General features: G+C 35.5%; 12 protein-coding genes. 10 read left to right on the top strand and 2 right to left on the bottom strand.

The genetic code is table 11. From position 1 onward, the window contains the following. Positions 1-39 precede the first annotated feature (39 nt). The 8 genes from AACZ92_RS07220 to AACZ92_RS07185 all read left to right on the top strand — a co-directional run bounded on the left by AACZ92_RS07220 (position 40) and on the right by AACZ92_RS07185 (position 9,801). Positions 40-576: a DUF922 domain-containing protein gene (locus tag AACZ92_RS07220; RefSeq protein ID WP_339699035.1), complete on the top strand. Its 537-nt coding sequence runs from the start codon at positions 40-42 to the stop codon at positions 574-576. Beyond that, positions 560-790 (top strand): DUF3820 family protein, encoded by a 231-nt coding sequence (locus AACZ92_RS07215; protein WP_339699032.1) that lies wholly within the window; start codon positions 560-562, stop codon positions 788-790. The genes AACZ92_RS07220 and AACZ92_RS07215 overlap by 17 nt, the downstream gene beginning before the upstream one ends. 644 nt (positions 791-1,434) lie before the next feature. Beyond that, positions 1,435-3,051: a CTP synthase gene (locus AACZ92_RS07210; RefSeq protein WP_339699029.1), complete on the top strand. Its 1,617-nt coding sequence runs from the start codon at positions 1,435-1,437 to the stop codon at positions 3,049-3,051. 153 nt (positions 3,052-3,204) lie between these two features. Further along, a complete protein-coding gene (gene yidC / locus AACZ92_RS07205) occupies positions 3,205-5,088 on the top strand; it encodes a membrane protein insertase YidC (RefSeq protein ID WP_339699026.1) in 1,884 nt (627 codons plus the stop codon). Between the two features lie 105 nt (positions 5,089-5,193). Then, the gene (locus AACZ92_RS07200; RefSeq protein WP_339699023.1) at positions 5,194-5,886 is read left to right on the top strand and encodes a hypothetical protein; all 693 of its coding nucleotides are present in this window, start codon (positions 5,194-5,196) and stop codon (positions 5,884-5,886) included. Between the two features lie 139 nt (positions 5,887-6,025). After that, positions 6,026-7,222 carry a tRNA 2-thiouridine(34) synthase MnmA gene (gene mnmA, locus AACZ92_RS07195; protein WP_339699021.1) on the top strand — a complete coding sequence of 399 codons (1,197 nt, stop codon included), beginning with the start codon at positions 6,026-6,028 and terminating at the stop codon, positions 7,220-7,222. Positions 7,223-7,233: 11 nt separating this feature from the next. After that, positions 7,234-8,853, top strand: coding sequence for a S8 family serine peptidase (locus tag AACZ92_RS07190; protein ID WP_339699019.1), 1,620 nt, complete (start codon positions 7,234-7,236; stop codon positions 8,851-8,853). A gap of 6 nt (positions 8,854-8,859) precedes the next feature. Beyond that, a complete protein-coding gene (locus AACZ92_RS07185; protein ID WP_339699018.1) occupies positions 8,860-9,801 on the top strand; it encodes a nitronate monooxygenase in 942 nt (313 codons plus the stop codon). Here AACZ92_RS07185 and AACZ92_RS07180 read toward each other — a convergent pair. Beyond that, positions 9,798-10,325 carry a YetF domain-containing protein gene (locus AACZ92_RS07180; RefSeq protein ID WP_339699016.1) on the bottom strand — a complete coding sequence of 176 codons (528 nt, stop codon included), beginning with the start codon at positions 10,323-10,325 and terminating at the stop codon, positions 9,798-9,800. The two genes, AACZ92_RS07185 and AACZ92_RS07180, sit on opposite strands and share 4 nt — an antisense overlap. A gap of 192 nt (positions 10,326-10,517) precedes the next feature. Between AACZ92_RS07180 and sucC the strand changes: the two genes are divergently transcribed. Then, positions 10,518-11,708, top strand: a complete 1,191-nt coding sequence (sucC, locus tag AACZ92_RS07175; protein ID WP_339699014.1) for an ADP-forming succinate--CoA ligase subunit beta — start codon at positions 10,518-10,520, stop codon at positions 11,706-11,708. 64 nt (positions 11,709-11,772) lie between these two features. Here sucC and AACZ92_RS07170 read toward each other — a convergent pair whose 3' ends face one another. Continuing rightward, positions 11,773-13,065, bottom strand: a complete 1,293-nt coding sequence (locus tag AACZ92_RS07170; protein ID WP_339699012.1) for a DUF2254 domain-containing protein — start codon at positions 13,063-13,065, stop codon at positions 11,773-11,775. 202 nt (positions 13,066-13,267) lie between these two features. On the opposite strand from AACZ92_RS07170, the gene AACZ92_RS07165 reads away from it, so the two are divergent. Further along, positions 13,268-13,702, top strand: coding sequence for an Hsp20/alpha crystallin family protein (locus tag AACZ92_RS07165; protein ID WP_339699010.1), 435 nt, complete (start codon positions 13,268-13,270; stop codon positions 13,700-13,702). Positions 13,703-13,716: the final 14 nt, after the last annotated feature.

The raw sequence follows: 13,716 nt of genomic DNA, 5'->3' as shown, positions 1-13,716 counted from the left end.
ATGGTTCAATAAAAGCAGGGTTTTTGCGTTTTAGTCTGTATGAAACTTTTTGTAACACTCTTATTGTTTACACTTTCCTTTTTTCCTTCAGAAGAAAATAAAGAAAAAATTCTTTGGACTGAAACCAGGCAACTCACTTGGGAAGACTTTAGGGGTACGCCAAAACCTGGGGCTGATTTTGTTGCCAGTACCAACAGTGGGATGTCCTTTTCATTTTCATATACCGAAAAAAATGGAAAACGGACAATGGAACACAGTATATCGTGTAACTTCTACCCAGAGCTGTCATGGTTTAAGCCCGGTAAGGTTTCTGAGTATATTTTAAAGCACGAACAAACTCATTTTGATATCTCAGAATTACATGCGCGGATTTTACGAAAACGAATAGCTGAAGCTGAGTTTTCAAAAAATGTAAAAGAAGAAATAGGGGCTTTATATCATACAACAGAACAAGAAAGGCAAGACCTGCAAAATCAATATGATTTGGAGACCGACCACTCCAAAAACAAAGAAGAAGAATACCGCTGGCGAGAAAAAATCACCAACCAATTAAAAAAGTATGAACGCTGGAAATAGCCCAGATCCTAAACATTTAGAAGAATTGGCAAACTACAAAATGCCCTTCGGAAAATACAAAAACCAGTACTTGGTTAATATTCCCGAACCTTATTATGTTTGGTTTAAACAAAAAGGTTTCCCACAAGGTAAATTAGGTAATCTAATGCAAGAAATGTATGAGATTAAATTAAATGGTTTAGAGGGGCTTTTAAGGAAATTGATTAAAAGGTAAAGTCTAACAGTTTAATAGTTATTGATTTGTGTCTTTACTTGCTGTATTCATATAAAATTAAGGTAAATACAACGCAACCATCCCGCTACTTCTCCATCTACTGTATAGTTAAATAATCAACGTGGGGATTACTTTAAAATACATTAAACCATTATTCTACTGGATGCCAGAGTTATATCTTGTTTTGGCAACTATTTTTTATTGGGCTTCAACCGCCACACTTCTAAATCCTATAGCTTTTGTTTTGTTAGTTCTTACAGTGTCACAACTAATTTTCAATAAAAAAGGAATGGGAATCTTTTTAAGTTGTGTGTTTATATTCTTGAATCTATATTTAATTTTAGCATTACTTTCTGATCTTTTTAAAATTTCAGTTTTCAGTATTTCTACTCAAAAAATGTTTTTCATAGGTGCTGGTTTTTTAACTCTCAATATTATAATGTCCATTGTATTATTGTTTAAACATATTAATCTAAACTCTGAGCGGACAAGAATACTTGGATGAAAACACGATTCCTCATCCTATTTGTCATTTGGATTTCTTTTTTAGAAGATAGTTTTTTGATAATTATATTTTAATTGTTGCCTTCCACAATATTTCGCTACCTTTGCATCCCGTATAATTAACTCAGTAACGCTTCAAAATGAGCACTACCAAATACATCTTCGTTACGGGCGGAGTATCATCATCTTTAGGAAAAGGAATAATCGCAGCTTCACTTGCCAAACTATTGCAAGCTAGAGGATACCGCGTTACTATTCAAAAATTGGATCCCTACATTAATGTAGATCCTGGAACATTAAATCCATACGAACATGGCGAATGCTATGTAACAGATGATGGCGCCGAAACCGATCTAGACCTTGGGCATTATGAACGTTTTTTAAATGTAAAAACGTCACAAGCCAATAATGTTACTACCGGTCGTATTTATCAAAGTGTTATTGAAAAAGAACGCCGTGGTGAATTTTTAGGAAAAACAGTACAGGTTGTTCCACATATTACCAATGAAATTAAAGAACGTGTTCAGCAATTAGGTTCTACAGGAGAGTACGATATCGTTATTACTGAAATTGGCGGTACCGTAGGTGATATAGAGTCATTGCCCTATATTGAAGCAGTTAGACAGTTACGTTGGGAACTTGGCGATGACAACGCTTTAGTTATTCACCTAACCTTGGTTCCTTATCTTTCTGCTGCAGGAGAGTTAAAGACAAAACCTACACAGCACTCTGTAAAAACATTAATGGAAAGCGGTATAAAAGCTGATATTTTGGTTTGTCGTACAGAACATGATTTATCAGATGATCTTAGAAGAAAATTGGCACTGTTTTGTAACGTAAAGCGCGAAGCGGTAATTCAGTCAATAGATGCTTCTACTATTTACGATGTTCCCAATATGATGTTAGAAGAAGGGCTGGATACGGTTACGCTTCAAAAACTCGGTATGGAAAGTACCGAAAAACCAGACCTTACCCGTTGGAATCAGTTTTTAGAACGACATAAAAACCCGAAAGGAAAAGTAAGTATTGGCTTGATAGGGAAATATGTAGAACTTCAAGATAGTTATAAGTCGATTTTAGAGTCGTTCATACATGCAGGTGCAGAAAACGAGGTGAGTGTGGATGTAAAGTATATTCATTCAGAATACATCAACAAAAATAATATAGAAGCAAAACTCAAAGACTTGGATGCTGTTTTAGTTGCTCCTGGTTTTGGAGAACGTGGTATTGAAGGTAAAGTTGAAGCAGTTCGGTATGCAAGAGAAACTAACTTACCTTTTTTAGGTATTTGTTTAGGAATGCAAATGGCCGTGATAGAATATAGTCGAAATGTTTTGGGTATTAAAGATGCCAATTCTACTGAAATGAATCCACAAACGCCTAACCCTGTTATTAATTTAATGGAAGACCAAAAAAGCATTACCGATATGGGAGGCACCATGCGATTGGGCTCTTGGAAGTGTGAGGTAAAGGCTGATAGTATTATTGGTAGGGTTTATAATGAAAGCACTATAGAAGAGCGCCACCGCCATCGGTATGAATACAATAATAAATATAAAGAACAATTAGAAGCAGCCGGGATGGTAGCAACTGGAGTAAATCCAGACACACAATTAGTTGAAGTGGTAGAAGTGCCAGAGCACCCTTGGTTTGTAGGCGTTCAATACCACCCAGAGTATAAGAGTACTGTGGCTAGTCCTCATCCGTTGTTTGTCGCTTTTGTTAAGGCAGCGCATGAACACGCCGAAAAAAACTAAACCGACAATTTGGCGTAGTAAGATGTTGGGGCGGGATATTTGCTTTATGCTTTTAAATTATTAAGAAGAATTTTTCTGAAAAAGTAATATTTCAGAAACACATAACTATAAAACGGTTCGTAAAACGGACATTTTTGAAACAATTGAGCGTACATGGAAAAAAAGAATTTTGACGTTAATTCCCTAATAGGGTTTGTGTTAATTGGAGGTATATTAGTCTGGATGCTTTATATGCAGGAGCCTTCTGAGGATGAAGTTCAGGCTGAAAAAGCAAGAACTGAGGCTGCTGCTAAAGAGGAATCTGAAACTCAAAAAGAAACTGATACTACTCTTCAAGAAGCTACTCAAGAGATGTCTGTTGCAAATGCGCAAGATTCTCTTGCCGTTGAAAAGCTTAAAAACAAATTAGGTTCTTTTGCCTATTCGGGTACACTTGCTTCAGCAAAAGAAAATACTACCGTAATTGAAAACGAAGTACTTTACTTAGAAGTGAGTAACCAAGGAGGTTATATTACTGAAGCTCGTTTAAAAAATCATACTACTTACGATTCGGTTCCGGTAAGTATTATAAAAGATGGGAATAGCAGTTTAAACTTACAATTTTCTTCAGAAAACAGGTTGTTAAATACTAAAGACTTGTTTTTTGAACCTTCTCTAAGCACAAATGGTGACAACAATGTGTTGTCTATGAAGCTAAAAACTTCAGAAAGTGCTTATATAGAATACCGCTATGAGTTATTGCCCGATGAATACATGATTGACTTCAGTATAAAATCACAAGGCTTGGAAGGCGTTATGAATACCTCACAACCCATGTATTTAGATTGGCGTTTAAAGGGATATCGCCACGCTAAGAGTATTACTTATGAAAATAGGTATAGCCGCTTAGTGTATGAATATGAAGGGGACGACCATAACAAGCTTTCTCAAACTGGCGAAGATGACGAAACGGAGAAAGATGTAACGTGGATGAACTTCCGTCAGCACTTTTTCAGTTCGTTGCTGTTGACCGATACGCCTTTTAAAGAGGTTTCATTCAGTTCAATAGATTTAGTAGAAGATGAAGAAATCGATACGGTTTATACCAAGAAATATGCTGCTAAAATGTTATTGGAACCTAAAGCTGGCGGACTTTCCTATAATATGAATATGTATCTGGGTCCAACAGATTATCAAATATTGAACGATTATGGCCGCAACCTTGATGAAGCCATGCCGTTGGGTTGGGGAATTTTTGGGGTAATTAATAAATACATCATTATTCCGCTTTTCGGCTTTTTAACAGGGTTTTTACCAGCAGGAATTGCTATTATCTGTTTAACTATTTTGATAAAACTTTTATTATCTCCAGTACAGTACAAACAGTATTTGTCGCAGGCAAAAATGAAAATACTGCGACCAGAAATTGAAGAAATTCGCGAAAAGTACGGGGATAACAAAATGAAGATTCAGCAAGAAACGATGAAACTTCAAAACGCAGCAGGAGCAAGCCCGTTAAAAGGATGTTTGCCGGCATTATTGCAATTGCCTGTGTTTTATGCCTTGTTTACGTTTTTCCCATCTGCATTTGATTTGCGTCAAAAAAGCTTTTTATGGGCAGACGACCTTTCAAGTTATGATACTATAGCTCAATTGCCTTTCCATATCCCTTTTTATGGTGATCACGTAAGTTTGTTCCCTATCTTAGCATCTATCGCTATATTTATTTATATGATGATGACCACAGGGCAAACGATGCAAGCGCAACAACAACCGGGTATGCCTAATATGAAGTTTATAATGTATTTGTCTCCGCTATTTATGTTAGTGTTCTTCAACAACTACGCGAGTGGACTTTCATTGTATTACTTTACGTCAAATATGATTACCATTGGCATAATGTTGGTGATTAAAAACTTTATAATTGATGATGACAAGGTTCATGCTAAAATTCAGAAAAAGAAAAAACAGCCTAAAAAGCAAAATCGTTTTCAGCGAAAAATGTCTGAGATGATGGAGCAGGCCGAAGAGCAAAAGAGAGCTCAGAATAAAAAGTAATCTAATAAAAACCTCCTCTAATCAGGAGGTTTTTTTATAATAGTACTATTTATACTTTCGGTTTTATTTCAGCGTTTTAAACTAAAATCAAGAACATAATTTAAAATGAAATACCTATTCTTACTTTCCCTTGGAATATTATTCATCATACAATCTTCTATTGCGCAAGAAAGTGTTAATCAGTTTGATGCAAACGGAAAACGTGACGGAGTATGGAAAAAATATTACCCAGCTACCAAGCAACTCCGATATGAAGGACAATTTGATCATGGGGTAGAAACAGGAGTTTTTAAATTTTACTGTGAAGAGTGTAAAGATCAACCAATGGCCACCAAAGATTTTTCCGTTATCGGAACTAAAGCTTTTGTACGCTATTTTACTATAAAAGGAAAATTGGTAAGCGAAGGGGAAATGGAAGGCAAAAATAGAGTAGGCGAATGGGTATATTACCATGAAAAATCTAACGCTGTCATGACTCGGGAAAGATACAAAAATAGTAAATTAGAAGGAGTTAAGATCACATATTACCCTAATGGAACCAAAACTGAAGAAACCCACTATCAAAACGGTTTAAAACAAGGCGAAAATAACTACTACTCACCAGAAGGTGTTCTTTTAAAGAAATTGAACTACTTCGATGATAAACTTAATGGAGAAGCTCTTTACTATGATGCTAATGGTACAATAACGATTAAAGGTTATTATAAAAAAGGCAAAAAGAACGGTCTTTGGCAGTACTTTAAAAACGGCGAAGTGGAAATGGAAGAAACCTACCCCAAACCAGAAAAGCCTGAATAAAAACAAATCATTTTCTTTTTTACTTCAACACGGTATAAATTTTGCATTGGTACCCATAAAATCAATAGATACATTCGAATAAAAAAAGCCTTTTGAAAACTGTATCTTTGCAGAAAATTAGAATATTTAGAGTATTAAAATGAGCAAACAAAAAAAAGTTGTTGTTGGTCTAAGCGGCGGAGTAGATTCAAGTGTTGCGGCATACCTATTGAAAGAACAGGGTTATGATGTTATTGGGCTGTTCATGAAAAATTGGCATGATGATACTGTTACCATATCTAACGAATGTCCGTGGCTAGAAGATAGTAATGACGCCATGTTGGTCGCTGAAAAATTAGATATTCCATTTCAAACTGTCGACCTGAGTGAGCAATATAAAGAACGTATTGTAGATTATATGTTCAAGGAGTACAAAATGGGAAGAACTCCAAATCCAGATGTACTTTGTAACCGAGAGATTAAGTTCGATGTATTTCTAAAAATAGCATTAGAGCTCGGAGCAGATTATGTAGCTACCGGTCATTATTGCAGAAAAGGGGAAATTGTAAATGATGGTAAAACCACCTATCAATTACTTTCAGGAAAAGACCCTAACAAAGATCAGTCGTATTTTCTTTGTCAATTATCTCAAGAGCAGCTTTCCAAAACATTATTTCCTATAGGTGAAATTTTAAAGCCAGATGTGCGAAAAATAGCTTCGGAACAAGGTTTAATCACTGCAGAGAAGAGAGATTCGCAAGGATTGTGCTTTATTGGTAAGGTAAGACTTCCAGACTTTTTGCAACAACAATTGGCGCCTAAAGAAGGAAAGATAATTGAAGTACCTACAGCGTATTCAAATTACAATAAAACCGAGCCTGAATTTACTTCCGAAGAGGAAAAATTACAATTCCTCTCAGAAAAAAATAAATACACTATTACAGATGGTACAGAAGTGGGGAAACATCAAGGTGCTCACTTTTTTACCAAAGGACAGCGTAAGGGTTTGGCTGTTGGCGGGACTAAAGAACCACTCTTTGTGATTGATACCGATGTGGAAGAAAACGTAATCTACACTGGACAAGGAAAAGACCATCCGGGTTTATACCGTCGTGGGCTTTTTGTTAAAAATGAAGAAATTCATTGGGTTCGAGAAGATTTACGCTTACAAGAGGACGAAGCCAAAGAGGTTACGGCTCGCATTCGGTACAGACAATCTTTGGAAAAAGCTACTATACATCAAGCAGTCTCCGGACTTTATGTTATATTTGACAAACCACAATCTGCTATTACTGAAGGACAATTTGTTGCTTGGTATCAAGGAGAAGAATTGCTCGGCAGTGGTGTTATTTCTTAAAAAAAAATATTATGAAAAAAATACTATTACTACTACTTACAGTATTTGTAACTCAATTTAATTATGCACAAGAAGACGCACTTGTTTTCTTAGCAGATAAAGAAGGAGTAGCAGACGCTCTTGCAAATCCACTTACCATTTTAACACAAGATGCAATTGACCGAAAGCAAATGCAAGGAACATCAATTGATGAACGTGATGTCCCCCTTAATGAAAACTATAAAACAGAAATAAATAATACTGCAGGCATAACCGTGTTAGCAAAGTCTAAATGGATGAACGCAGTTTATGTTCGTGGTTCGGTTTCCAGTATTAATGATTTATTGAATTTAGAATTTGTAACTGAAGTAGAGTTTGCCGATAAGGATATGAATTTTAAAAAGCCAGCTGGACAAACCTCAGATAAATTTACAATCGAGAACCAACAAGCTAGAATAGAGTATAATTATGGTGATGCCACTAACCAGACTGAAATGCTTTCAGTGGATTTTCTGCATGAAAATGATTTTACAGGAGAAGGAATGGTTGTAGCATTTATGGATGGTGGTTTTCCTAATGTAATGAGCAACCCAGCATTTGCAACTCTTAGAAATGAAGGAAGATTATTAGGAACATACGATTTTGTAGAACGTCAAGAGAATGCAGATGGTACTAGTAGTCATGGATCTAATACATTTAGTGATGCTGCGGCATTTTTAGATGGTGAATTTGTAGGTACGGCCCCTGAGGCGTCTTATTATTTATATGTAACAGAAGATGGTGATAATGAGAGTCCTGTAGAAGAAGCCCTTTGGGTGGAAGCGTTAGAACGGGCTGATAGTCTTGGAGTTGATGTAGTAAACACTTCTTTAGGATATCAAGATTTTGACGATTCAGATTATGACCATAGCTATGAAGATTTAGACGGGCAAACCACTATTGGTGCTCGCGGCGCCAATCATGCGTTTGACAAAGGAATGATATTGGTAACCTCTGCAGGTAATGATGGAGGTGGATTTACATATGTAGGCACCCCAGGAGATTCACCAGGAATGTTGACAATTGGTGCGGTAGACTCTAACGGTAATTTAGCAGGATTTAGCTCCATTGGGCCCACAGTTGATGGGCGCGTAAAACCAGATGTTATGGCGCAAGGAGAGTTCGCAGCGATAGTAGATCGTTTTGGTAATGTTACGTTTAGTAATGGAACTTCTTTTAGTTCACCAATTATGGCAGGGTCGGTTGCTTCATTTTGGCAAGCAAGACCACAAACTCCTAATAATGAAATTATGCAAATTATACGGGAATCAGCTTCCATGTTTGATAACCCTTCAGATGGAATGGGGTACGGAATACCAAACTTTCAAGATGCATATAATGCTTTAATTGAGTTGAGTATTGAAGATGAAATGCTAGAAAATAATTTTGCATTATATCCAAATCCGGTCACTACTGAAGTGAATATTTCGTTTCCTAAAAGATATACTGAAGCAACGTTTTCTTTAGATAATGTGTTAGGAGAACAGGTGAAAAAGGCTCGTATTTCAAGTCAAAATAATCAAGTAGACGTAAGCTATTTGTCTGCGGGGGTTTATATTGCGACTATCCAGACTGGAACAGAGAAAACTTCTTTCAAATTAATTAAAAAGTAATAGTACGTGCAAAATAGGATTACTGATCTTTTCAAGATACAATACCCATTAATTCAAGCTGGTATGATCTGGAACAGTGGCTGGCATTTGGCTAGTGCTGTTAGTAATGCAGGTGGATTGGGCATCATAGGTGCTGGTTCTATGTATCCAGAAGTACTTTTGGAACATATTCAAAAATGTAAAAAAGCAACCGACAAGCCCTTTGGAGTTAATGTACCGATGTTGTATCCCGATATCGATAAAATTATTGATATAATCATAGATGAAGGAGTGGAAATTGTATTCACTTCTGCCGGAAATCCCAAGACATATACACCAAAATTAAAAGAGCACGGAGTTACCGTTGTGCATGTGGTAAGTAGCTTGAAATTTGCTTTAAAATCACAAGAGGCAGGTGTGGATGCAGTTGTTGCAGAAGGTTTTGAAGCTGGAGGGCATAATGGGAGAGATGAAACCACTACGTTTACATTAATCCCTATGGTAAAGGAAAAAATAGATATTCCATTAATTGCAGCTGGAGGTATTGCCACTGGCCGAGGCATGTTAGCAGCTATGGTTTTAGGAGCAGATGCTGTACAGGTAGGTAGTCGTTTTGTAGCAAGTGAAGAATCTAGTTCGCACCAGGCATTCAAAAAAATGGTGGTCGATGCCAAAGAGGGAGATACCATGCTTACGTTAAAAGAATTGGCGCCAGTACGCATGTTGAAAAACAAATTTTTCGAAGACGTAATGCAACTTTACACTCAAAACCCTAAAAAAGAACAATTAATTGAACTTTTAGGTAGAGCACGTGCTAAAAAGGGTATGTTTGAAGGCGATTTAGAAGAAGGCGAATTAGAAATAGGACAAATAGCTGGATTGATACACGATATAAAGCCAGCAGCACAAATTGTTGAAGAAATGATAACGGAGTTTGAAACGGCCAAAAAAGAAGTTTCTAGTCTTTAGATGTCTATTCCTTCCAACAAGTAATCAGCCACTTCTATATTTTCTTTATCACTATGTAAAACCGATACATCACCTGTTGTTTCAAGGATAACGGCTTTTACTTGGTCAAGCGTAATCACGTTAGCTTCTCGTAATTTTGATTGTAGTTCAGATTCTGTTACTTTCGATTTTTTAAGGTTCTCCTTTAAAACGACACCATTCCGCATAATCATTATGGGTTTGTTCTCAATCAAATTTTCAACAGATTTGCTTTTGTATCGTATATATGTGATTAAATAATTAAGAAGATAAAGAATAAGAAGTAAGATGGCTCCCACTAATACAGAAGGATTACCTGTATTTACAGTCATCGCGATAATATTACCTATGGCAACTGTTATCACAAAATCGAATCCTGTCATTTTACTAAAACTTTTTAAGCCAAAGATTCTTGTGTATAGGATTATAAGTAAAAAGATACATGTGGTACCAATAAATACTTCGGGAATTTCTGTGAGGTTTTTAAAAAAATGATCGAGAGACATAGTAGTGATTTTTTGTTCTTAAAAGATACATTATTAAAAAATAGTAGGAGTTTAAACTTTATCAAAAAAAAATAAACTCCTTCAAAGCCTAAAGTTTTTGTAATTAAAGCAGGACTACTTAAAAAATAATAGTAAAATCCTATTACATTTATTACTTTTGTGCATCTGAAAATTAAGCCATAAAACGCTATTATGAATTTACACGAATATCAAGGAAAAGAAATATTAAACAGTTTTGGAGTTGAAATACAACGAGGAATCGTTGCACAAACCCCAGCGGAAGCTGTAGAAGCTGCAAAAAAATTAACTGAAGAAACCGGAACCGGTTGGCACGTTATCAAAGCACAAGTACATGCTGGGGGCCGAGGTAAAGGTGGCGGTGTAAAGTTGGCCAAAAACCTTAAAGAGGTTGAAGAAATTGCAGGCGACATCATCGGGATGAACCTGGTAACTCCTCAAACCAGTGCAGAAGGAAAAAAAGTAAACCAAGTTTTAATTACTGAAGATGTTTATTATCCAGGTGATAGTGAGCCGGAAGAATATTATATGAGCGTATTGCTTAACCGTGCAACTGGTAAAAACATGATTATGTATTCTACTGAAGGTGGAATGGATATTGAAACTGTAGCTGAAGAAACTCCTCATTTAATTTTTAATGAAGAAGTAGATCCTGCTTTGGGTTTAATGCCATTTCAAGCACGCCGAATTGCTTTTAACTTAGGGTTAAGTGGAAAATCATTTAAGCAAATGACTAAGTTTGTTACGTCACTTTACAAAGCTTATACAGAATCTGATTCTTCTTTATTTGAAATCAATCCAGTTTTAAAGACAAGTGACGATAAAATCATTGCAGTAGATGCAAAAGTAAGTTTGGATGACAACGCTTTGTTCCGTCATAAAGATTATGCGGCTATGCGTGACGTACGTGAGGAAAACCCAGTTGAGGTAGAAGCCCGTGAAGCTGGATTAAGTTATGTTGACTTAGATGGGAATGTTGGTTGTATGGTAAATGGTGCAGGTTTGGCAATGGCTACAATGGATCTTATTAAGCAAGCTGGTGGAGAACCTGCTAACTTTTTGGATGTTGGTGGTACAGCAGATGCCGAACGTGTGGAAACAGCGTTTAACTTAATACTTAAAGACCCATCAGTAAAAGCTATCCTAGTTAATATTTTTGGAGGTATAGTTCGTTGTGACCGTGTAGCGCAAGGTATTGTAGATGCTTATAAAAACATGGGAAATATAGACGTTCCTATTATTGTACGTTTACAAGGTACCAACGCTGATGAAGCTAAAGAATTGATAGACAATAGTGGCTTAGCTGTAGAAAGTGCAGTAGAATTTCAAGAAGCTGCAGATAAAGTACACGCAGTATTGTCATAATCACACAATAGAATTTTAGAAAAGCCTGAAGCGTTTCGCTTCAGGCTTTTTTTATGCCTTAATGCTAAGTTTCTAAGATATTATCTGCTAGCTTTTGTATGGTTTTCATGTCTTTTTCAGAATCAAAAGAAACAACTTTCAATAACACTTTTAACTCCTCGTCAATAGCTTCCATATATGCTTTTTCTATAGAAGGTTGTTGTTTTAGGTATGCGAGCATCCAAATCAGTTTTTGAGCTACTGTGGGGTCTTGAGAACAATAGGTGCGCAACGATGCCATTACTTGATATAAGAGTTCGTCAAAATGAACGACAGCCATTTTAATATAAGCGGTGCCATTTTCTGAAAAAACTCCCAAGTCGTTTTTCTGCATTCGAAGTGCAAACAACTCGGTAAGGTAATCAATACTGTTTATAGCTGTTCCTGGATCGTTAATTCCTGGTGACATTGCTCTTACAGCAATTTCAGTAATTTGTTTAAAAGCAAGTACATAGTTATCTTGAATATATTCTCCTCTAGCAAAGTTTAAATTTGAAAATATGGCTTTAACTGTTTCGTCTTCCAGTTTTTTATTGGATTTTAAAACACGTATGTTCTTCAGTACAAATAACCCTTTGGGAACTGTAATATATATCTTTATATCTTTCTCTTTACAGATGTTGATGATGTTTTGAGTCGCTATATTTTGAAAATAGCCACTTTTCGGCGATGTGTGGCTGTGCCAATTTTCAGTATCAGGAAATGTTTCTATCGTTTTAGTTTCAGTTTTGTTTTCACGATTTATGGTGCTATTCAATTTTATTGTTGCTTGATCGTAAATACCATCCATGATATTATTAATCTGGATGCTTTGCGAAATATTGTGAATAAAAAAGATGAACGCACCTAAGCAGATGATGCTAAAAATAACTCCCAGTAATATGGAAAATCCTGGGAGTGTAAATTTTTCTTCGCTAGTTTCAATACTAAAGAGTGTGAAAATATTGTAGATAATAGTACCTAAATAAATCCCTAAAATCATTTGGTGACTTTTGTTTGAAATCAAACCTGGAAGCAATCGGGGTGAAAAATTACTGGAAGCCTGGCTTAACAATAGCATCACCATAGAAAAACTGAACACCATTAACGATATAAGTCCTCCAATACATGTGCTTAAAACGCTTAAAGCCGTATCACCATCTTCAACTACTAAGAGAGGAAATATTTCTATAAGACTTCTTGAGACACCTTCCTTTTCAGCAATAATCATTGCCAAAGCAAACATAAAACCTGCAAGAGAAATTAGAGAGGGGTAAAAAGCTATTTTGCTTTGTAACGTACTGTAAAAAGTACGAATTCGTGTAAAAAATTGTTTCATAAATTTATCAATTAGTTTAAAGATAAACAGAAAAATTTAGTATTTCAGTCAGATACTATGTATGTATTTACAAAATAAACTGTCAATAAGTCGTAAATAATTGCGTTAACAGTGTCAAAATGTCTTGAAACCTTAATTGGAATTGGTTTTGCTATAACCATAGTACAAAAAGTAAAGTAAAATATTAATAAAATAAAATGTTATGAATTTAGTTAAAAGAAATGATAATTGGCTTCCATCTTTATTAGATGAGCTTTTTACAGAAAACAGGTTAGATACTCCCAATTATGAAAACTTTAGCATTCCTGCGGTAAATATTCAGGAAAAAAACACGAATTTTGTAGTTCAATTGGCTGTACCTGGCTTAAGTAAAGAAAATTTCAGTATAGAGGTTGAAGAAGATATATTAAAAATTTCTGCTGAAGTTTCTTCAGAAAATGAAGAAAACAAAACAGAAGACGAAATAAAATATACTCGCAAAGAGTTTAATTACAATAGTTTCAAAAGGTCATTTACGTTGCCAGAAAATGTAAATGTTGAAAGTGTAAATGCGAGTTACGAAAACGGTGTGTTAGAAATTACATTACCAAAAAAAGAAGAAGAAAAAGCATTAAAGAGAATGGTTGAGATTTCATAATTGAAATTTAATTT

Source organism: uncultured Marixanthomonas sp. (assembly GCF_963974425.1).
Lineage (GTDB): Bacteria > Bacteroidota > Bacteroidia > Flavobacteriales > Flavobacteriaceae > Marixanthomonas.
Note: the sequence above shows the minus strand (reverse complement) of the source record. Positions and strands in the feature narration are given on the sequence as shown.